Source organism: Pedobacter sp. N23S346, assembly GCF_048515415.1.
In the GTDB taxonomy this organism is placed as follows: Bacteria; Bacteroidota; Bacteroidia; order Sphingobacteriales; family Sphingobacteriaceae; genus Pedobacter.
In genome coordinates this window covers 199559-222526 of sequence record NZ_JBLYEE010000007.1, presented here as the reverse complement: position 1 = coordinate 222526, position 22968 = coordinate 199559, and the positions used below count along the sequence as shown (strand labels likewise).

Genomic DNA, 22968 nt, shown 5'->3' with positions numbered 1-22968 from the left:
GAATCATAGGTGTCTCAATTCTATCAACTCACAAAAAGGTTACATATTTAGAGTAATTGCATTTTTGAGGCACTAGCTCCATCTTTTTAGCGATTATTATTCATATGTAACGCTATTGTTGAAAAAAATAACATTATACCGCTATTTTTGTGAATTTATATTTTTGTTTCTGCAACAAACCGTTTAAATTAGAGTTAGGTAATTAAAAATCAAACCTTTAAAATTATAGGAGTACTAAAAATGAAAAAATTTGAAGAAGTGAAAAGTTTAGTTGCAGCTTTGGAAGCTGATGCAGACAAGTTTTACAGCAAGGGTAATAGTGCTGCTGGAACCCGTGTTCGTAAAGGGATGCAGGATTTAAAGAACTTAGCCCAAGCTATCCGTTTAGAAGTACAGGAAACAAAAAATAAAGATTAATACCAATTTAAATATTTGATAAACCTGCCTTTTGAGGAAATCTCGAAGGCAGGTTTTTTTTATTACTCCAAAGACAACAACTTATAGTCATCTGCGTAAACTCCCTCACTAAATTGTACCAGTTTTTGTTTTGAGAAACGGAAAAATTTGAAGTTTTCTGTCATGGTATTATAGGTTCTGTAAATGAGCATATCTTTCTCATCTCCATAAACCTGAACCGCAGATCCGTTAAGTTTTTTAAACTCCTGTTCGGTCATTCCGATAGTAAATTTAGGCTCGTAATACTGAATCACATTACAGCCCATTAGCGTTGTTGCCAATAGAAACATTAATAATAGCTTTCTCATTTTGTGTTTAATTTGTGTGTAGAATGCTGCATTCAATTTTTATGCCTGCATAGTATTCTTGTATGGAATATTTAAACAAAATGATAGAAATATTAATGGTGTTATTTAACACATTAATTGTAAGTGAGATACGTGAGTAACATTTCAAATACTCATAAAAAAAACAGGTTACTTCTTTAGCAATTTTAAGCAAAAAAAGTAACCTGTTTATGATTTAACACATGCTTTACTACAAAGCATATTTTTTAACTAGACCAACTGTGCCAGCTTTTCTATTTCATTTATAATAGATTGTTCTAAAGCCGAAGATGCTTTAACCAGTGGTAGTCTAACCGTATCTCCGCAAACACCTAAATGTTTCAGTGCAGTTTTAATACCTGATGGATTCCCTTCAGCGAAAGCTAAACGTGTAAACTCTACTAAGCTTAAATGAGCTGGAACAGCATCTTTAAAATCACCAGATAAACATTGTCTTACCATATCAGAAAACTGCTTTGGAATGGCATTGGCAATTACCGAAATAATCCCGGATGCACCTAAAGCCATCATTGGTAACGTAATCGGATCATCACCAGAAATTAATAAAAAGTCTGCTGGTTTATCCCTCATAATCTGGTTAAACTGATCAAAACTTCCTGATGCTTCTTTGGTAGCAATAATATTTTTAAAATCATGAGCGAGTCTGCAGGTTGTTTCCGGAGTCATGTTGCTCATGGTACGCCCAGGAACATTATAAAGAATAAGATCCAATGGCGAAACCTCTGCCAGGTATTTGTAATGCTGATAAATTCCTTCCTGTGTAGGTTTATTATAATAAGGACTTACCGATAAAATAGCGCTATAACCTGTCGTATCGAAAGCTTTAATGTCTTCTGCAACGGCAAGTGTGTTATTGCCACCAATTCCGGCAACTAATGGTAATCTATTGTTGTTAATTTCAGCAGTATAAGCCCACACCTTCTTCTTCTCGTCCTTAGTCATTGTAGCGGTTTCGCCAGTTGTACCTAAAGAAACGAGGTAATCTATCCCTCCGTCGATCAAATGATTAATCAGGTTTTTTAAACCTTTATAATCAACAGATCCATCTGCATTAAAAGGTGTAACCAATGCCACACCAGTACCCTGAAATTTGTTCATTATATATTGTAATTATTGAGTTTTGAATGAAAGAATGTGAGCATTCGGTCATTCTCTAAATCTATCATTCACACATTTTTTACTTAATCATTTCCAATAACTCAGCATCGCTGATAATCGGAACCTTCAATTTAGTTGCCTTTTCCAGTTTGGATGGCCCCATGTTATCACCAGCAACCAGGTAGTTTAGCTTGCCTGATATTCCACTCAGAATTTTACCGCCATTGGCTTCAATCATATCTTTGAGTTCATCGCGACTATAGTTTTCAAAAACGCCCGAAATTACGAATGTTTTTCCAATAAGTTTATCACTCGCCAGTTCAATTAGCTTTTCTTCAATTTCGAAGTGCAAATTCGCCAATTTTAGTAATTCTATCTGCGCTAAATGCTCTTTTTTTGCGAAGTATTCAACAATACTCTCTGCAATCCGTTGCCCAATCTCATCAATGGCAATCAATTCTTCAACTGTAGCCTTAGCCAGGTTGTCTATGTTTTTTACTCCGGCCGCCAGTTTCTTTGCTACCGTTTCGCCTACATAACGAATGCCTAATCCAAAGAGAACTTTTTCAAAAGGCATTTCTTTTGATTTTTCTATGCCCATTAGCATATTATCGATAGAGCGTTCGCCGAATCGATCCAGCTCTTTTAACTGATCAGCTTTCTGATACAAGGTATACAGATCACTGATGTGATTCACTAAGCCATGTTTATAAAAGGTCTCAATGGTTTCATCGCCAAGCCCATCAATGTTCATCGCCTTGCGCGAAATGAAATGTTGTATTTTCCCAACAATCTGTGGTGGACAGCCTTCATCGTTAGTGCAATAGTGAACGGCTTCACCCTCTTTTCTAATTAATTCCGTTCCGCACTCCGGGCAATTATGCAGGTAATTTACTTTTTTAGATCCTGGCAAACGTTTTTCGAGGTTTACCTTGATAATTTTAGGGATAATTTCTCCGCCTTTTTCAACAAATACGGAATCACCTTCATGCAAATCTAATCTATCAATTTCATTAGCATTATGTAAAGTGGCTCTTTTCACGGTAGTGCCAGCGAGCAGAACCGGTTTAAGGTTTGCAACCGGCGTTACCGCCCCGGTACGTCCAACCTGGTAAGTCACCTTATCAAGAATCGTTTCAACCTCAGCTGCTTTATATTTATAAGATATTGCCCAACGGGGAGATTTAGCGGTAAACCCCAATTCTTGTTGCTGTGCATAACTATTTACCTTAATAACAATTCCATCAATGTCATAACTTAATTTAAAACGCTCATTTTCCCAGTGATGAATAAAAGCCAGTACATCATCAATGTTTGAAACCAGACGGTTATGCTCACAAACATGGAAACCCCAGTTTTTTACTGCCTCAAGGCTATCCCAGTGATTTTTAAATTCATTTTTGTCTGTATAAAGGAAATAAATAAATCCATCGAGCGGACGTTTAGCCACTTCTTTACTGTCCTGCATTTTGATGGTTCCGGAAGCAAAGTTCCGAGGATTGGCGTATGGAATTTCGCCAAGTTCTTCGCGGGAAGCATTTAAACGTAAAAAGGCAGCTTTATGCATAAAAATCTCGCCTCTGATTTCGAAATGTCCTGGTGCCTGGTCTGGTTTAATTTGATGAGGAATGGTATGAATCGTTTTTACATTATTGGTTACATCATCACCTTTGGTGCCATCGCCACGGGTTACCGCCCTGGTCAGTTTTCCATTTTCATACGTTAAACTGATTGATAAGCCATCGAATTTTAATTCGCAAACATATTCGAAATTGTCCCCTATGGCTTTGCGAATCCGTTCGTCGAAGTCGCGGAGATCTTGCTCATTATAAGTGTTGCCAAGCGAAAGCATGGGATATTTATGCTGAACAGTGATGAAATTTTTTGTGATATCGCCACCAACACGTTGAGTAGGGGAGTTTGGATCAGCATAATCTGGGTTCGCCAGCTCCAATTCAGCCAGATGCTTTAATTTTTTATCGAACTCAAAATCGCCGATAGTTGGCATAGCCAACACATAATAATTATAATTGTGCTGGTTAAGTTCGGCAACCAGCGCATCCATTTCCTCTTTTATTGTAAACAGCGACATAGCACAAAGATAAAAAAGGATAACTTGCTTTTATGCTTTGAGGAACAAAAAGCTGGCGGAAATAAATAACACTATCTTAAACATAACCTGAATTGCCATAATACGGTGAATAACAATTACTGTGCTCTTAAATGCCATTAAGCTGGATCCTGATCTGTGTTTTTATTCAATAGTTGAAGAAACTCAATCAGACCAATAGCTTCCGTATTGTTTGGGAGCGGATACCTTTCGGTGCCAGAGTAAACGACAAATTTTTCTGTTGCACCAATATCTTCACAGGCGATATGGAAACCTTTCGTAATTTTTGGCGATGCGGATCTTTTCACTTCAACCGCCCAGATTTTATGATTCGGACCTTCCAAAACAAGATCAATTTCTGTTTGTGTGGCCGATCTATAATAACTGTATTGCCATTTACTGGATAACTGACCAATAATATTTTCTACCACAAAGCCTTCCCAGCTCGATCCTAGTGCCGGATGCCCTAAAAGGTCTTCCAGGCTGGATATGTTGAGTAGTTTATGAAGAATTCCTGTATCGCGAATATAGATCTTTGGAGATTTTACCAATCTTTTTTTAGTATTTCCGGCCCATGGCTGCAACTGCCTCACCATGTAAAAATCTGTTAATACATCCAGATATAGTTTAACTGTTGGGTGGCTCACCTCCAGGCTTTTGGCTAAATCAGTATAAATAACTTGTTGTCCGTTAAAATGGGCCAACATAGACCAAAACCTTTTTAACCGGTTTGCCGGTATGCTTGGTCCCATGAGTGGAATATCTCGTTCTACATAGGTGGAGATAAAATCATTTAGCCATTCCCAGCTTTCTTCCGCATCAATGGCAAGAAAACTCCCTGGAAACCCACCCCTGAACCAAAGTTTTTCTACGCTAAAACCGAGTGGATCATTATTGTAAATTTCCAGTGCATTAAAAGGCGTAAGTTCTATGTACCTGATTCTTCCTGCTAATGTTTCTGATGAAAGTTGTAGCAGGTCTCTTGATGCCGAGCCTAAAAGAAGAAAATGACCGGCTTGCTCACCTGCCCGCCTTCTAAGATCAACAATTCCCCTTAGGTTAGGGAAAAGATCTGGTTTACGCTGAACTTCATCAATAATCAGGATTACATTTTCGAATCTTTTTAAATAGCTTTCAGAATCCTGAAGCTTGTTGATATCAGTATCCAATTCAAGATCCAGATAGCTCGTTTTTTTATCTGAAAATTCGCTGGAGATTTGGAATGCCAGCGTTGTTTTACCAACTTGCCGCGGCCCTAAAAGCGCAACAATTGGAACACTTTTTAAACCTTTAATAATTTTTTGCTTTATTAATCTTTCAATCATAACCTTGTAATTTGAAACCCTGGCTTTCAGATTACAACAAATATACTATTAAACCTTGTAATTTGAAAGTTTAACTTTCAAATTACAAGGTTAGTGAAGTGTTAGGAAGAATTATTTAGATTAATTTACTTTCAATTTCATTAAAAATCTCCATGAAATCTTTTGCTAAAACTGGTTTAAAAATTCCCAATTGAAATGTTAATTCCTGAAGTTGAAATTCGTTTAAAGTTTCGGGCCACAGGCGCATGCAGATTCTATTTAAGGCATAGCTAATATTTTCCAGCTTTTGATAGCTTAGCAAGTATTTACTGCTGATGAAGCTATCTAGAAATTTTGTAAAAACAGGTTGATTTTTAAGGCCACAATGCTCCAGAAAATCAGTTAATGAATTTCGATCAACAGCGATTAGCTTATCATAAAAGTGATTAACCTGGACAAGATTCTGCTCAATTAATAAATGATCTAACAGTAATTCTAAACCAATATGAGCCAGAAACGAAGGCCGAACTGGCGTATCAATTACGATGGGTTTAATCAGTTCCTTTAATAGAGCAGTTTTTTCGAGAAAGAAATTAGATGAATGAAAATACAAATCTACCGCAAGGTGCCTCTTCCAACCTTTGAGTAAATTCTCCTCATCAGGGTTTCCTTTAAAAAGAAATTCATTTTTTTGAGGATAAAGGTTAGCCTCCTTTGATGCATTTTTAATGAGATCGGGCAAAACAGTTCCCATTACCACATTGGCATCCTGTGTTAATTTATCAAAATAATAATGGGATAGAAAGTTCATGCTGCAAGGTAATATTTTCTTTAGTTATGCAAAATGCCAAGTGTAAAAAGGTGTGGCGGATAGCATATTGTTTTGTAAATTGTAATGATAATTGATAGCCGAAAAGAATTCAACCATGCCAAATCATAAACCTTACAGAATCCTCGCTTTAGATGGCGGCGGCACCTGGGCCCTAACGCAAGTGAAATGCCTGCGTAAACTATTTGCCGAAACTTTCAATAATCCAGATCCAACAGGGCACGAGGTTTTGAGTTATTTTAATTTGGTGGCAGCCAATAGCGGAGGAAGTTTAGTTGCCGCTGCGCTGGCTGAAAATCTTCGCTTATCTGAAATAGAAAAGATTTTTGATGATGAGAAAATAAGAAGCAAGGTCTTCTCAAAGTTAGGTTTCTGGGAAAAGAGCTTACTTTCTAGTATCGCCAGAATTTTTAAAATTGGCGCAAAGTATACCACGAAGAGGAAGCACACAGCATTAAAAGAAATTATGCCGGGCATTGCAACAATTGACCTGGTGAATGTTCCATCGCATGTTGCTGTAAAAGGCGATGTTAAAACACATTTCCTGATTATCGGATATGATTATTACCGCAATCGCGCCGAAATGTTCCGAACAGATATAAACAGCCAGGCATCTACGGCAAGTATTATTCACAAACTAAATGGTTTAACCGATAAATTAGCAGATGCTGGTGGTAGAATTACTTTGGTTGATGCTATTCATGCATCGAGCACTGCGCCTGTAAACTATTTTAACGAACCTGCTATGTTCAAAGTAAATAATAAAATGAAATATTATTGGGATGGCGGCGTAACTGGAAACAATAATCCGGTGCTTGCTGCTATAACTGAGGTACTATGCAATTGGGATCAATATGATATCGGCGAAGTTCAGGTCTTGTCACTTGGTACTGGATCAGTTTCACAATTGCAGTATGATGAAGATAGCCCGGTAAAATACAGTGAACTTAAAGCTAGTTACGAAGAGCCGGGGCTGATCAAGGATATTCAAAAAATGAGCACCAGCATTTTGAACGATCCACCTGATACCGCTGCTTTTGTGGCCTACATGATTTTAAACTCCTCTATGCCAGCAAAGCCTACCAATTTTATCAGAATGAATCCTGTAATGCGACCAATCCTGGTAAATGATCCAAACGGTAAACACTGGGATTTACCTTCAGGAATCAGCAAAGAAGAATATACCGCTTTGAATGCAATGGACATGGATGCGGTTGAAGATGAGGAGTTATCTCTAATCAAAAAAATGTGCGATAACTGGTTGAATAATGAAGGTGTACCTAATCAGTCTATTCGGAGTGATTCGGCAATGAACTGCTTAATAGGTCACCCGGATTTTAATTCGGCTATAGCTGATTTCAAAAGCTGGTTTACGCCATCAAGTAATTTGCATTAAAGTAAGTGAAAATTTTATCTTTGCACGCAAGAGAATTAAATTGCTTATATAATGACGAATTTTGTTGAAGAGTTAAGGTGGCGCGGCATGCTGCATGATATTATGCCAAATACTGAAGAAAAATTAAATGAAGGCATGACATCCGGTTATATCGGTTTTGATCCTACTGCTGATTCACTTCATGTTGGTCACTTAACGCAAATCATGACTTTAATTCACTTTCAAAACGCGGGGCATAAACCTTTTGCTTTGGTTGGTGGTGCTACTGGTATGGTTGGAGATCCTTCTGGTAAATCGGATGAACGTAACCTTCAAACACCTGAAATGATTGAGCATAACCTAAAAGGGATGAAAGCGCAACTATCTAAATTCTTAAAATTCGAAGAAGGTGGAAATGGTGCTGTGATGGTAAACAATGCAGATTGGTTTAAAGATATGAACCTTTTTACGTTTATCAGAGATGTGGGTAAACACATTACGGTAAATTACATGATGGCAAAGGATAGCGTAAAAAGACGTTTGGAAGGCGATTCTGGCTTGTCATTTACTGAATTTTGTTACCAGTTGATTCAGGGATACGATTTTTATCATTTATGGAAAAATGAAAATTGCCTGGTTCAGATGGGTGGATCAGATCAATGGGGAAACATTGTAACGGGTACCGAACTGATTAGAAGAAAAGACGCAGGAACCGCTTATGCAATTACCACACAACTCATTAAAAAAGCAGATGGAACCAAATTTGGTAAAACTGAAAGTGGTGCGGTTTGGTTAGATCCGGCGAAAACATCTCCATATAAATTCTATCAGTTCTGGCTAAATGCATCAGATGATGATGTGAAAAAATGGATCAGGATTTTTACGTTAAAAACGCAGCAGGAAATTGAAGCATTGGAGGTGGAACACGATGCCGCACCTCACTTGCGTATTCTGCAAAAAGCTTTAGCTGAAGATATAACGGTTAAAACACATGATGCCGGAGCTTTGGAAACCGCCATTAAAACTTCTGAATTCTTATTCGGAAATGGATCTTTAGCATTTTTAACTGGTTTAACGGAAAATCAGGTACTGGATATTTTTGAAGGAATTCCACAGTATACAATCTCTGCAGAAGAATTAAGTGCGGGAATTGATGCGGCGAGTTTACTGGCAGAAAAGTCGGCTATTTTCCCATCCAAAGGTGAAGCGAAGAAAACCATTCAAGGCGGTGGCGTATCTGTGAACAAAGAAAAAGTGGCAGACATGGCTCAGGTTTTTAACAGTAGCCATCTGATTAACGAAAAGTTCATCGTTGTGCAAAAAGGAAAGAAAAACTACTTCCTGTTAATTGCAGAATAGATCATTTAAAAATAAAAGGCTCAATTACTATTGGGCCTTTTATTTTTAATCATAATAATCAACTAACGGCTTCTTTCCTGTGATTTTCTAATGTTTGGCATCAGCCGGAGCATTAGTAGTTGAATCTGCATAAAGTTTTGATTTTGTAGTATCTAGTGATGCCGAATCTATTTTATTGGTATCTGAATATTTATAAGTACTATCTGCATTTTCCTGATCTGCCTGTTTTCCATTGCATGAGGCTACAAATAAACCAGTTATTGTCAAGGCTGCTAAAAAGATATTTTTCATAGTTTGAGTTTTGTATATAAATAATCGTTTTTAGCGGAGAATTGTTTTAGATAATTGAGTTTTTCAAGTAATTCAATTATTGTACAAGAAGGTTACACCCCCTGATATCTGCATTGTCAAACCGGCCTAAAACCTCAAAATTACCATCCAAATTTATTTTGCCTAAATCCTGAGTGGCAATGAAAGCACAGGAGTTGATATTCGCGAGGTCGATTACGTTAATTCCACCGGTTTTTCCCTTAGGGATCAATGTTAAAGGATCATTAGTATCACGAATCAGAACCTTCATCCAGCCTGGGCATTGGAAAACTCCTTCCCCCAAAGAATAGGCTTGAGAAAGCAATTCTGTCATGCCATACTCACTATGAATAGCAGGCACGCTAAATCCGGCAGTAAGTTGCTCATGAAGTTCCTCCCTAACCATTTCCTTCCGTTTTCCTTTCATCCCGCCAGTTTCCATTACAATAAGCTCCGGAAAATTGACATCAAATTTTTCTATAAAATCGAGCAAAGCATAAGTAACACCTATTAAAACAGTGGGCTGTTTTTGGGTTTTAAGATCGGTAAGTGTTTGAAAAAGTTCGCTATGGTTATCAAGAAAATAGCCACTTTTTACATGTCCACTCTTTTCGATCAGATCATTAACCATATAAATTAATGAAGATCCTGCTCTTTGTTGGTAGGAGGGGAGTAAAGCCAGAAAACAGTAATCAGATACCTGGCCATAAAACTGCTCGAAAGCCCGAAGATAACTTTGTTCGTACAAACCAACTTCAGTTACATGGTGACTGCTTTGAACCATTCCTGTTGTGCCCGAACTACTGAAGGTAATTTTAATTGGCTGTTGATCGCTTAATACTGAATGCGTTTTAAAAAAACCAATGGGTAGGAAAGGAATTTGTTCAATAGTTGATACCTGATCTACATTAATCCTCAAATGATGAATGTACTCTTTATAAACCTGACAATTTTCTGCCTGGAATTTAAAGGTAGCTAAAGCCTGCGTCTGAAATGCCGCTGCATCATCGATCGAAAATATATCTTTTGGTATTGAATTCACGCCGCAAAAGTACGAAGCGTTATGCTATTTTTTCGTCAGTTTTTTTGGCAAGCATTGCCATCCGGAATTGGTAGCCACAATAGCCACTTATTCCGGCAACCAAGCCACTTAAAATTCCGGTAACCAATAATAAAACCCACCAAAGTTTAACACCTGTCATTACTGCAACGCGACCAGCGAGCAGGTTATCATTCGGTAAACTCTTAAATAATGAATAGCCAATCCACAATAGAAATATAGCGAAAAAAGATTGCCAGAAAGCAATTTTACCGGTTTTACCAATAATGCCGCAAGTGGCAAAAGCCACCACGATGATCACCCACCAGGGTGCAATCATTTGAAGCAAGAAACAAATTATAACGATGACAATGAAAACCATTTTAATTATTTAGAAATTTTTAAACGAGAGATAATTTTACCAGATTGATCATCGGGTGTTTGCATGTAAAACAAATCGTATAACTGGCCACTCGCCCAGGTATCGATCATATTATCATAGAATTTACTTCCAGGGTTGCCCGATTGCCCGCCAGGATAAACACCATGCCCTTTAGGTTTTTTTCCAAGTTCAATCACCATTCGCCATGAAGGTCCGTTCGTTTCGCTTATTGCATTAATGGTACTTTTTGCGCCACCAATTTGCAATACCTTAGAGCCAAAGCCTGGTATTTTTGCCAGATGCGGTACATTGGTTTGTTTCACGTTAGACCATCTCCAATCTTTATTTATTGGTCCGAATCTGCGCTCCAAACTGTCACAACTATATTTAAATGCCTCATTAACTAAATCTGGCAGTGTTTCCTGCTTACTGGTATTTACGTTATCATACCATTTTGCTGCAGGTTCTTTCAAAATCATTTCAACAGTACGGTCTCTGGAAGGATAACGCATAGGAACTCCTTTAACCATAAATTCATCATCCCAGATATCAAACGCCAGGCGCTTGGTCCAGATCTCAAAAACGCTTGCTGCAATTTCATCAGCATCATAGCGTTTGTTCCATTTTGTTAAATAATTCAAAGCCTCTTTTTGGGTCGCATTCAAATGATCTGCATTTAACAGTGGCATTACGGCAGGCAGTAGGTTTTGAGCTAAAATGCTATAATTATCGGTCTGCATCAGCCTGATACTATCCATTGTGGCTTTGTTCATGGCGCCCAGGCGATCATTAATTCTCTTACCTCTTTCATACGGTGCAAACTCCCAATTAAGATAATAAGGATAAGTTTGATCTGTAGAAGATTGATTTGCAGAACTCACAAAACCTCTGGGTGGATTTTTTACGGTAGGATTCTGAGCCGCCGGAATCCAGCCTTGCCAATCGTATGCCGGGTCGGTTCCATCTAAAATGAATTTACCTTGATTCTTCCATTTAAGTGGGAATTTGCCATTGGGTGTAATGGCGATATCATTATCTACACTGGCGAAAACAAAATTTTGTGCGGGTGCAGTATAATAGGTTAATGCTTTTCTGTAATCATCGTAGTTTTTGCCACGGTTCAGGTAATAAAAAGTCATCAGTTCATTTGATTCATCATGTGCAATCCAACGGAGTGCATCACCTACCGGAACATTCCCCGCTTTTGCAAAGTTTGCCTTTTGAAGATAAACCACCGGGCCCTGGTGGGTGTAATATACCGTATCAATCAAGTCTTTACTTCCCCGGATTTTAATCACCTCCAGGCGTTTAGTCGTTTTATTCCATTTGTTATTGTACCAGTATTCATTGTGCGAACTATCCTTAAATTTTACCTGGTAAAAATCAAGTACATCGGCAGCAACATTGGTTACACCCCAGGCAATTTTCTGGTTAAAGCCAATAACAACTCCCGGCGCACCCGGAAGCGAAACCCCGTAGGTATTTATGCCTGGCGCATGTAACTGAATCTGGTACCAGATAGAAGGAAGGCTTAAATCCAAGTGTGGATCGTTGGCCAGAATCGGGAATCCAGAAGCTGTTTTGCTTCCGGATAAAGCCCAGTTATTGCTTCCAATACCTTCTACTTTTTCTTTCGTTCTTACGTCTCCGGTTTGAGATGCAGTAAAGCTTTGCGGAGTTTTAGGAATAGGCAGTGGCGAAAAGTTCCATTTTGTTCCCACCGGGATAATCGGATCTTCCTTGTAAGGATAATCTGGAAACAAATCTTTGGTAATTTCCGGACCGAACTTTTTTAAGATATTGGTCATATAGAATTCATCAGACCCCATGGCTAAAACAGCCGACATTTGTTTTAATAACAATGCACATTTTAATGGTGTCCAGTTCTCTGGCTTAAAATCCAGTATTTTATATTCGATGGGATAGTTAGAATGGGATAAGGTTTTAATATAAGCATTAATCCCTTCTGTGTAAGCCAGGAGCATTTCCTTTGATTTTGGGTCAACCATCATGCCTTTTAGCGACTTTTCTGCACCGTAAACCATTCCCATTCTGCGCTGGTAGCGATCACTTTCCCGTGCAGGTTCTGATACCACAACTTCACTAATTCTGCCTGCTGCAAACCGGGTCTGAAAATCCATCTGCCAAAGGCGATGCATGGCAGTAACATATCCTTGCGCCAAATAAAGATCATGATCATTCTGAGCAAAAATATGTGGAATCATTCGATCGTCGAAAACGATTTCAATTTTGTCAATCGCCCCTTTAATCTTCACGTGATGGTTAAACATGAAATGGTTATTCTCTGCATTTTGCCAGAAACCCATAAATGGATTTAGAAATTTCAAAACAGGCGGCGCACTTCCAATTTTCGTGTTAAAAAGGAAAGCCAGGCTTATCGGTATGATAATGCAGAATAGCGCTTTTAATTTGTTCATCATGGTAGCAGAAATATCGAGAGTAACCCATTAAAGTAACTAACGATTTATAATGTTTGCAAAATACAACAAACTGAATGTCAATCAAAATTATAAATTCAATAGTGAATTATTATGCTTACATAATTTGTTTTATTCGAAAAAAGAGTTTAAGTTTATGTAACTAATAATACAAACAACCAAATTATAATCGTTTATGAGCAGAATTTTTACACAGGTCTTCTATGTGTTATTATTTGTATGCGCCATTAATTTAGCGGTACAGGCACAAAGCATTACGGTAAGTGGAACCGTGAAAGACAGGCAATCAAAAGAAGGACTGGCTGGCGTAAGCCTTGTCATCAAAGGACAGTCTGGCGGAACAGCCTCGACTGCAAACGGAACATTTAGTTTTTCTACTACCGCAAAGCTACCCTTTACCCTGGTAGCATCTTATGTAGGCTATGGCACTGTAGAGCAACAAATTACGACTAATACTTCCGGGATTATACTGGAACTTGAAACGGCTGTGGTTTTAGGTGGTGATGTAGTTGTTTCGGCATCCAGAACACCTGAACGCATTTTGGAATCTCCAGTTTCTATCGAACGAATGAGTGCTGCTACCATCAGAGATATTGCCGCGCCATCATTTTATGATGCACTGAATAATATGAAGGGTGTGGAGAGTAGCATGCAGAGTTTAACCTTTAAATCAATCAATACACGCGGTTTCAACTCCAACGGAAATACGCGTTTCAATCAATATATCGATGGAATGGATAACCAGGCACCAGGTCTCAACTTTTCTGTAGGTAACATTGTCGGCATAACCGAGTTGGATGTTGATAATGTTGAACTTTTACCTGGTGCATCTTCTGCATTGTATGGCGCTGGTGGTATTAATGGAACATTGTTGATGACATCTAAAGATCCTTTTAAATACCAGGGGCCAAGTTTTCAATATAAATCGGGAATCAACCATGTTAATGATGATAATAGCAGTGTGCAGCAATTTAATCAGCTTGATGTTCGGGTAGCAAAATCCTGGAATAATAAATTTGGGGTAAAAGCAGCATTTTCATTTTTGCAGGCGAAGGATTGGATAGGCAACAATTTTTCCAATTTCGATCGTAATTCCAGAACGGCAAAAAGCGGCGATCGCAATAGTGACACCAATTATGATGGAATCAATTCTTACGGTGATGAAGTGAGCCAGAACATGCGCAATGTAGCCTTAAGTGTGCAGAATGCAACAATTGCTGGTATAAATGCTGGTTCAGGTGGTGCAATTCCAAATATTAAAGCATTAATGGATGGTGCTTTTGGTGCTGCAATTCCTACCGGAGCGCAACAAGCTGGGTTTTTATCAGGCTTGCCGGCAGCATTGAGGCCAGCGGTGCAAAATTATCTTCCTTTTTATGTGGGCTTAAAAGCAAATCTGATTCCTGATCAAAATGTATCCAGAACAGGTTACAATGAAGAGAATCTGGTTGATTACGATACCAAATCCCTCAAAGCATCGGGAGCCGTTTACTACAATTTTACCAACACGATTCAGGCCGTTGCACAGGCCAATTGGGGAACAGGAACTTCGGTTTACACTGGTTCAGATCGTTATTCGCTCCGCAACTTTAATATTGGTCAATATAAGGTTGAATTGAAAGGACAGGATTTTTATTTAAAAGGTTATACCACCCAGGAACGCTCTGGCGATTCTTATATTTCTTCTATTTTGGGAAGTTATATTAATGAAGTTTCAAAACCATCTACCACGTGGTTTCCACAGTATATTGGCAACTATGTAGGAGCGAGGGCAGCCGGACAAACTGATGCGGCTGCACATGCACTTGCTCGGGGCGTGGCCAACCAAGGTCGCTTTGTGCCTGGAACTCCCCAGTTTGAATCTGCAAAAAATGCTATTCTGAATACCACAATCAGCGCCACTTCGATTAATGCCCAGGATCCAACAAAAAGTGTTTATGGTGCAAAATTCGATGATAAGTCTAACCTTTATCATTACGAAGGAATGTACAATTTTACCAATGCTTTTAATAACGTAGTGGAGTTTCAGGTAGGTGCATCCTATCGTTTGTATGATCTTAATTCTGCCGGAACAATCTTCAATGATTTAAACGAATCAATTGATATTGATGAATATGGTGCATTTGCACAAATCGGGAAGAAATTTTTTAACGATAAGGTAAAGATTACTTTTGCTGGCAGATATGATAAAAGCCAGAATTTTGAAGGCCGTTTTACACCGAGAGTAACCGGAGTTTTCACCGTGGCGAAGAATAACAACATCAGGGCATCTTACCAAACAGGCTACCGCAACCCAACCACACAAAATCAGTACATCGATCTTTCTGTTGGCGGTGGATCACAACGTTTAATTGGTGGTTTACCTGAAATTATTTTCGGAAAATATAAACTGGATACAAACAGACCGTTTACAGATGTGAGTTATCGTGCATTCCTGGCATCTGCAGCTACCGGTACACCAAATCCGGCATTGTTGCAGCAATATACGCTAGATAGCAGGGGCGTTCGTCCGGAAAGTGTGCAATCTTATGAATTAGGTTATAAAGGTTTAATTACCCCTAATTTGTTAATTGATGCTTATGGTTATTACAATATCTATAAAGACTTTATCACCGCAGTTGATGTTTATCAGAATGTAGGTACACCTGCTAGTCCAACGTTTGTGAAATTCGGTATTCCGGTGAATGCAACAGACGAAGTAAGTTCTTATGGCGCTGCTTTGGGCCTTGATTATTTGATTAATAAATGGACCATGAGTGGAAATGTTTCTTACAACCAGATCGGTGATTTGCCTGTAAATTATATAAACGACTTTAACACACCAAAAATTAGGTTTAATTTAGGTTTGGGTAACAGGGAAATTATTAAAAACTTTGGCTTTAATGTAAACTATCGCTGGCAGGATAAATTCTATTGGAATTCATCATTTGCATCTGGAGATGTTCCGGCATACAGTTCATTGGATGCACAGGTTAGCTTAAAAATTCCTTCGGTAAAGTCATCTATTAAACTCGGCGGATCAAATGTGATGAATAAATATTATATTACCTCATATGGCAATCCGGCCGCAGGCGCAATTTATTATATCGCCTATTCTTTTAACCCCTAGTAACACTATAATAATGAAACGCCCTCTATGCCTTTAAAAAGCATAGGGGTTTTTTTATGTCTTGGATTCATGGAATCAGGGCATTATTTTTGACTGTTATTAAAAATCTTATAAAACTAAATCAAACCTCAATAACTGAACAAATGAAAAAAGTATTGACCATTTTCGCCATCAGTTTGGCATTGGCAGCCTGTAACAGTAAACAAAAAAACAATAATTCTGGTGGTGAGCAAGATACCAGCATGGCTTCGACTAACCAACCCGTAGAAAAGAATCCAGCAGTGGAAGCAGATACGATTGTGTGGGCAAAAGTTCCGGAAATGAAAAATATTGGAACTTTTCCGTTTTTTGCGCCTACCGGCGACGTGGTGGTAGCAGATGCAAAAAACGGAGTGTCAGAACTCATTGATTATGCCCAACTCAACAATTATACCGGCACAGGAATTTATCCTACCAAAGGGAAGCTTGGACTGATGTTCTTTGGAGAGAATAATGGCAAGCCTTTCAATAAGTTGTTGTTTGATGATACCTTCGATGATTGGGTTGAAAAATTAGGCGCTACACTTATTTATGAAGGAATCTTTCCATCAGATGAGGGCGCTAAAAGTAAACTTAAAGAAAACCTTTATAATGGTAAAAAACGAACATTTGGTTTAGGTGATGACGAACCTTTTGCGGTATATGCCTTTAAAAACAACGGTAAAAAATATATGATCAATGTGCAATCCAATTCCGCACAAGGTGAGGTTTTTGTTATGGAACTCAAATAGTAGAACATCATTTCTATAGATGAATTTTGTAAATGATGGAAAATGAATCAGGCGTGTCTAACTTAAATGGGCACGCTTTTTTTATGGCGGAGGGTTTAACAAGTAACCCAAAGAAAATTATTTCCCAAAGACCATTTTTCAATTGGTTCTTTTTAGATAGATAACGGCCTTTTTTTTCTACAATAAAGCAAATTTATGAGCAAAAAAGGCGATGACCTTTTTTGTGATTTACTACGGGCCTTCTATAAAATATTTGTATAATAGTACTTTCTTAAGCACATCCCAAGTTTAAGAGTTAAAAAAAATAAATTTTGAATAAATAAAGGATGGAACAGCAAAACGATAAGCCGAATGAGGTTAATGAACTAATCGATAAGGAGCAGGAAATACAGCATTTAAATAATCCAGTAGATATATCGGTTAAGCCAATTGTTAAGCAATATCTTGGCGCCGTAAAGAAGGTAAAAAAAGAAGGAAATCGCTTTTATTTCTCTGATGGAGATGCGCGGGTTGAAATCCGGGTAGTGAGTGATGATATCATTAGGGTAAGGCTTGCACCACACGGTGTTTTTCTGGATGATTTTTCTTATGCCGTACCAGAGGTTGATCAAAAGGTTTCTGTTTTTAAAATGGAGGAGCATGAGGATCATTACACCATATCCACGCATTCAGTAACCTGTAAAATCGAAAAAGAAAACTTCCATGTTTCCTTTTCTGATAACATCACCAATTTAGTAATGGTAGATGAAGCCAACTCTATGCACTGGGAAGAAAATGTTGATTTTGGTGGCTACTATATTTACGCAACAAAAAAATGCCATCCTGAGGAAAATTTCTTCGGTTTGGGCGATAAATCAGGGAACTTCAACCTTCGCGGCCGCCGATTCGAAAACTGGAATACCGATGCCTATTCTTTTGGCTGGAACCAGGATCCGCTTTACAGAACAATTCCATTTTATATCGGATTACATAATCAGGCTGCTTATGGTATTTTCTTCGATAATACCTTTAAATCTTACTTCGATTTTGGCGGTGAAGATGTAAATAAAACAAGTTTTTGGGCCGATGGTGGCGAACTACAATATTACTATATCCATGGTCCGCACATTATGGACGTGGTAAAACGATATGCCAGCCTCACCGGAACACACCCTATGCCGCCAAAGTGGACTTTGGGTTATCAGCAATGTCGCTGGAGTTATTACCCGGAAACCAAAGTAAAAGAAATTGCGAAGCAGTTCAGGGATCGTAAAATTCCTTGTGATGCCATTTATCTCGATATCGATTACATGGATGGCTACCGTTGCTTTACATGGAACAAAAAATATTTTCCAGATCCACGCAGGATGATTAAAGAACTTGCTGCCGACGGTTTTAAAACGGTGGTAATGATCGATCCCGGAATTAAAGTGGATGATGATTATTGGGTATTTAAGGAAGGAAAAGATAATAAATACTTCTGCAGAAGAAGTGATGATTACTTTATGGAAGGTCATGTATGGCCGGGCCGATGCCAGTTTCCGGATTTTACCAATCCGAAAGTAAGAAAATGGTGGGGTAAATTATACGAAGAATTGGTAGATATGGGGGTAGCAGGCTTCTGGAACGACATGAATGAGCCAGCTGTTTTTGGTTCGGGCACTTTTCCTAATGATGTTCGCCATAATTATGATGGTTACCGTGGATCTCACCGCAAAGCACACAATGTTTACGGCATGCAGATGGTTCGCTCAACTTATGAAGGGTTGAAAAAACTGATGCGTAATAAACGCCCGTTCACCATTACCAGGGCAGGTTATGCCGGGATGCAGCGTTATGCAAGTGTTTGGACAGGTGATAACATCGCGACATGGGAACACCTGAAAATTGGAAACATCCAGTGCCAGCGTTTATCGGTTTCTGGTGTGCCTTTCTGCGGAACAGATATTGGCGGTTTCAGTGGTGAACCAGATGGTGAATTATTTACCCGTTGGATTCAGTTAGGAACTTTTTCACCATTTATGCGTGCGCATTCAGCTGGTGATACTGCAGAACGAGAACCATGGAGCTTTGGTGAGTTTTTTGAAGATATCAACCGAAAGTTTATCGAGTTAAGATATCGCCTGATGCCTTACCTGTATTCGGTTTTCTGGGAACATCACCGTTACGGTTTCCCAATTTTAAGACCATTAGTGATGCTGGAGCAAGAAAATATTAGTAACAGTTTCCGTCAGGATGAATTCTGTTACGGCGATAAATTGTTGATCTGTCCTGTCTTAGAGCAAGGTGCAATTTCAAGACAAGTTTATCTCCCGAAAGGAACCTGGTACAACTTCTGGACCAATGAGGTGTTAGAAGGTGGAAACGAATATAACATTGAAGCAAAAATAGACAGTATGCCGATTTTTGTGAGAGCAGGCTCAGTTATTCCAGAGTATCCGGTGATGCAGTATGTGGATGAAAAGGCAATTACAGAAGTTGCACTTAATATCTACAGTAGTGATTATGAAGTGAATTCTTATATGTATGAAGATCATGGAGATACGTTTGCTTTTGAACAGGATATTTATCTGGAGAAAAAGTTCACCGTTAAAGCAGATGCAAACGGATTGAAAGTACATCAAAGAATTGAGGGGCTTTATACGCCTAATTATGAGTTTTACGCCTGTCAAATTATGGGCTTGAAATTCCAGGTTAAAAAGATTCTTATAAATGATAAGGAAGTAACCGATTATCAGGTAGACGATCAAAATGTGCTTCATTTCAAGTGCCTTAAAAACTTCAGCGATATACAGATTTTAAGTCTGTAAATCTTTTAGCCCCAAATTCTGTTTAGTTTTTGGGGCTAATTATATCTAGCCTAATTACTATGCCAGCAAAAAAAGTTTCCAAGAAAATTATAGCCGTACCTCTAATAGATACCAGTAAGCCAGTTTGGGAGTATAGCCTGTTTACAGATTATGATATTGATCTTTTCTCCGTAGGAAAGCATTTCAGATTATATGAGAAAATGGGTTCCCACCTTATTACTGTTGATAAAAAAGATGGAACTTATTTTTCGGTATGGGCGCCAAATGCACAGAAAGTTGGCTTAGTTGGTGATTTTAACGACTGGAATATTGCTACTCACCCGCTCTATAAAAGACAAGACAAATCAGGAATATGGGAAGGATTTATCCCGGGAATTTCGAAAGGAACGATTTATAAATATTTTGTTAAGGGATATGACGATTCAGAACATTTAAAAGGTGACCCCTATGCTAGAAAATGGGAGCATCCGCCGCAAACGGCCAGCGTAGTTTGGGATACCGATTATGCCTGGAAAGATAAATTGTGGCTCTCCAAAAGAGCAAAGATTAATACGCTGGATCAGCCTATCTCAGTTTATGAACTACATTTGGGTTCATGGGAGCGTGATCCGGAAAACCCTGAACGTGTATTAAATGCCCGTGAAGTGGCAGAAAGGTTAGTGCCTTATGTTAAGGAAATGGGTTTTACACACGTAGAACTAATGCCGGTAATGGAATTTCCTTACTTTCCAAGCTGGGGTTACCAGATTACCGGATATTTTGGCGCCAGTTCACGTTACGGATCTCCACAAGATTTAATGTTTCTGATTGATGCTTTGCATGAAGCAAATATCGCTGTGATTCTGGATTGGGTGCCCTCGCATTTCCCTGGCGACAGACATGGACTTTATGAGTTTGATGGAACGCATCTTTACGAGCACGCAGACATGCGGAAGGGATTTCATCCGGATTGGAAATCATATATTTTTAACTACGACCGGAATGAAATCCGTTCATTTCTAATCAGTAATGCGCTATTTTGGTTAGACCAGTACCATGCTGATGGATTACGGGTGGATGCAGTCGCTTCAATGTTGTATTTCAATTTCTCAAGAGAAGATGGAGATGCCGCAACAAATGAATATGGTGGCAGCGAAAATTTAGGTGCCATCCAGTTTTTACAGGATCTTAACGTAGCGGTGTATGGAAATTTTGAAGGCGTTCAAACCATTGCAGAAGAAAGTAGCACTTATCCAGGTGTTACGCATCCGGTACATGCCGGGGGCTTAGGTTTCGGTATGAAATGGATGATGGGTTGGATGAATGATACCCTGAAGTATTTTAAGGTGGATACCCTGGCGCGGAAACACCATCATCATCAGTTAAGCTTTAGTATGACTTATGCTTTTACGGAGAATTTTATGCTTCCCTTCTCGCACGATGAAGTGGTACATGGAAAATCGCCGATGCTATACAAGATGCCGGGCGATGACTGGCAGAAGTTTGCAAATTTAAGAGCGCTTTACGGTTATATGTTTACGCACCCTGGAGCAAAGCTATTGTTTATGGGCAACGAATTTGGCGACACCAGTGAGTGGAATTTTACTCAATCATTAGATTGGCACTTGCTTCAATATCCAGGCCATAAAGGAATGCAGGAAACAGTAAAAGCCTTAAACTTTTTATACAGAAAGGAGCCTGCGCTCTATCATTTCAACTTCAGTTACGAAGGTTTTGAGTGGCTTGATGCAGATAATACAAACGAATCTGTTTATGTGTTCATGAGAAAAGGGCCAAAAGCAAAAGATACCTTAGTGATTGCAATTAACCTAACACCAGTTGTTAGGGAACATTATCGCATTGGGGTGCCATTTAAAACCAAATGGAAAGAAATTTTTAATACTGATGATCTTGTTTATTACGGAAGTGGGATCAATAATAGGGGAGATATCGTTACTAACAAAGAAGGGTATAACAATCAGGGATATTCCATCGACATTACATTGCCACCATTGGCTGTAACCATATTTAAAAGCAAATAAGCTTAAATAAGAAAAGCCTCCCATTGCTGGAAGGCTTTCTTAAACTCTGGAGTGGAAGCTTCCAGAGAGGGTGCAAAGATACAATAATAGTTTTCTCTGGCAATAGCTATTTTAAAATAAGGTAAATCTTTTTTAGAAGCTGTTTAAATTTATGAATGAAGATCAACTTGCGAAGTTTTGGTGGCCTTTGTTGGGGGGAAATACTTCGCAAGTTTTGTGATATTGTCATCAAAACTTTCGAAATTCTTCAACGTACGGGCTTTTGGAATTTCGTGAATTGATAGGTTCTAGTTTTTAGACAGTTTCTTAAAACTTCAATTCCTTCATAAAGATTTTACCTTCTGTAGAGTCCAAATGTCATCAAATGTTGGATTCAAATGTGAGCCATCTACTACACTTTCTAGCAACTTTATCTGGTGTTTGTGGAATTTTCTGCTTGGTATATTTGTAGGTAATTGATAACCATTAGGTAAATCCTTGGTGTTCAGCATCAGTATATCGGTTTCTTATTCCAGTTGGTTGTTCGTTATTTAGCTTTGCGAACGAACAAATGAAACTTTATAATGTTAAGGATTTATACTGATCAGCAAATGCAAGTTTCATTTAATGTATTAAAGCAACAAGAAGAAGGCTCGGGCCTAAGTGGCTGGTTATCTGATCAGGAAATCTTTTTTGAACGTTTAAGGTCACGCGATTTGGAAACGTTTCGGCTATTATATAAAAAATATGCTGCGGCATTGTTTGGTATTGTGCTTAGGAAAGTGGGAGATAGGCTAACAGCTGAAGTTATTTTGGAGAAGATATTTCTTGAAGCCTGGAATTCAATTACGGTTTATGACGAAACCAAATTGAAAATCTTCATCTGGTTAAATCAAATTTCAAATGATCAGATTAACCATCATTATGCCAATACTTAAAATTTATCTGAACTATCTCTGTAGATTAGTCTTATTCTTTCCAAGATATTTCAGATTAGATTTTTATCTATCGTTCGTTTTCTCGCTAATCGAAAAATTCATTCCTAATAGATCCATTGCTATTAACAGATTGACGAGATAAAACTTAGGCTACTTGGTGAGGTACCCATGTTATTAATTTTAAACTATTTATATGTTTGATGGAGCTCGATTTTGTTTTGCACAACTTTATTCGCTTAGCCAAAATTTTCAAAATTATCTGAAAAAGAAAAAGGAGACCTCATCCAAGCGTCTC

17 protein-coding genes are annotated in these 22968 nt (G+C 38.4%); 8 read left to right on the top strand and 9 right to left on the bottom strand.

From position 1 onward, the window contains the following. Positions 1-240: 240 nt before the first annotated feature. Entirely contained in the window at positions 241-417 is a 177-nt protein-coding gene (locus tag ACN1CD_RS14350) for a histone H1 (RefSeq protein WP_419131069.1), read from the top strand. 62 nt (positions 418-479) lie between these two features. On the opposite strand, the gene ACN1CD_RS14345 is transcribed toward ACN1CD_RS14350, so the two are convergent. The 5 genes from ACN1CD_RS14345 to ACN1CD_RS14325 all read right to left on the bottom strand — a co-directional run bounded on the left by ACN1CD_RS14345 (position 480) and on the right by ACN1CD_RS14325 (position 6126). Further along, entirely contained in the window at positions 480-764 is a 285-nt protein-coding gene (locus tag ACN1CD_RS14345) for a hypothetical protein (RefSeq protein WP_419131068.1), read from the bottom strand. 249 nt (positions 765-1013) lie between these two features. After that, on the bottom strand, positions 1014-1901 hold the full coding sequence (gene dapA, locus ACN1CD_RS14340; protein ID WP_419131067.1) for a 4-hydroxy-tetrahydrodipicolinate synthase: 888 nt from the start codon (positions 1899-1901) through the stop codon (positions 1014-1016). A 79-nt stretch (positions 1902-1980) separates the two neighbouring features. Beyond that, complete coding sequence (ligA, locus tag ACN1CD_RS14335; RefSeq protein WP_419131066.1) at positions 1981-3993, bottom strand: NAD-dependent DNA ligase LigA; 2013 nt, start codon at positions 3991-3993, stop codon at positions 1981-1983. Between the two features lie 137 nt (positions 3994-4130). Beyond that, positions 4131-5336, bottom strand: coding sequence for an ATP-binding protein (locus tag ACN1CD_RS14330; RefSeq protein ID WP_419131065.1), 1206 nt, complete (start codon positions 5334-5336; stop codon positions 4131-4133). Between the two features lie 115 nt (positions 5337-5451). Beyond that, positions 5452-6126: an ACP phosphodiesterase gene (locus ACN1CD_RS14325; protein ID WP_419131064.1), complete on the bottom strand. Its 675-nt coding sequence runs from the start codon at positions 6124-6126 to the stop codon at positions 5452-5454. Between the two features lie 115 nt (positions 6127-6241). On the opposite strand from ACN1CD_RS14325, the gene ACN1CD_RS14320 reads away from it, so the two are divergent. Further along, positions 6242-7540, top strand: coding sequence for a patatin-like phospholipase family protein (locus tag ACN1CD_RS14320; protein ID WP_419131063.1), 1299 nt, complete (start codon positions 6242-6244; stop codon positions 7538-7540). A 51-nt stretch (positions 7541-7591) separates the two neighbouring features. Beyond that, a complete protein-coding gene (gene tyrS / locus ACN1CD_RS14315; protein ID WP_419131062.1) occupies positions 7592-8878 on the top strand; it encodes a tyrosine--tRNA ligase in 1287 nt (428 codons plus the stop codon). A gap of 87 nt (positions 8879-8965) precedes the next feature. Here the strand turns inward: tyrS and ACN1CD_RS14310 are convergent, their stop codons facing one another. The 4 genes from ACN1CD_RS14310 to ACN1CD_RS14295 all read right to left on the bottom strand — a co-directional run bounded on the left by ACN1CD_RS14310 (position 8966) and on the right by ACN1CD_RS14295 (position 13049). After that, positions 8966-9169, bottom strand: a complete 204-nt coding sequence (locus ACN1CD_RS14310) for a hypothetical protein (protein WP_419131061.1) — start codon at positions 9167-9169, stop codon at positions 8966-8968. A gap of 76 nt (positions 9170-9245) precedes the next feature. After that, positions 9246-10229, bottom strand: a complete 984-nt coding sequence (locus ACN1CD_RS14305; RefSeq protein WP_419131060.1) for an acyl transferase — start codon at positions 10227-10229, stop codon at positions 9246-9248. Positions 10230-10248: 19 nt separating this feature from the next. Continuing rightward, positions 10249-10608, bottom strand: a complete 360-nt coding sequence (locus ACN1CD_RS14300; protein WP_419131059.1) for a hypothetical protein — start codon at positions 10606-10608, stop codon at positions 10249-10251. A 5-nt stretch (positions 10609-10613) separates the two neighbouring features. Next, the gene (locus ACN1CD_RS14295; RefSeq protein WP_419131058.1) at positions 10614-13049 is read right to left on the bottom strand and encodes a penicillin acylase family protein; all 2436 of its coding nucleotides are present in this window, start codon (positions 13047-13049) and stop codon (positions 10614-10616) included. Between the two features lie 193 nt (positions 13050-13242). On the opposite strand from ACN1CD_RS14295, the gene ACN1CD_RS14290 reads away from it, so the two are divergent. From ACN1CD_RS14290 to ACN1CD_RS14270, 5 genes are all read left to right on the top strand, one after another. Beyond that, a complete protein-coding gene (locus ACN1CD_RS14290) occupies positions 13243-16176 on the top strand; it encodes a TonB-dependent receptor domain-containing protein (protein WP_419131057.1) in 2934 nt (977 codons plus the stop codon). Positions 16177-16319: 143 nt separating this feature from the next. Further along, complete coding sequence (locus ACN1CD_RS14285; RefSeq protein ID WP_419131056.1) at positions 16320-16946, top strand: hypothetical protein; 627 nt, start codon at positions 16320-16322, stop codon at positions 16944-16946. Positions 16947-17272: 326 nt separating this feature from the next. Beyond that, positions 17273-19735, top strand: a complete 2463-nt coding sequence (locus ACN1CD_RS14280) for a glycoside hydrolase family 31 protein (protein WP_419131055.1) — start codon at positions 17273-17275, stop codon at positions 19733-19735. Between the two features lie 59 nt (positions 19736-19794). Further along, entirely contained in the window at positions 19795-21756 is a 1962-nt protein-coding gene (gene glgB, locus ACN1CD_RS14275) for a 1,4-alpha-glucan branching protein GlgB (protein ID WP_419131054.1), read from the top strand. A gap of 590 nt (positions 21757-22346) precedes the next feature. Next, positions 22347-22673 (top strand): hypothetical protein, encoded by a 327-nt coding sequence (locus ACN1CD_RS14270; protein ID WP_419131053.1) that lies wholly within the window; start codon positions 22347-22349, stop codon positions 22671-22673. Positions 22674-22968 lie beyond the last annotated feature (295 nt).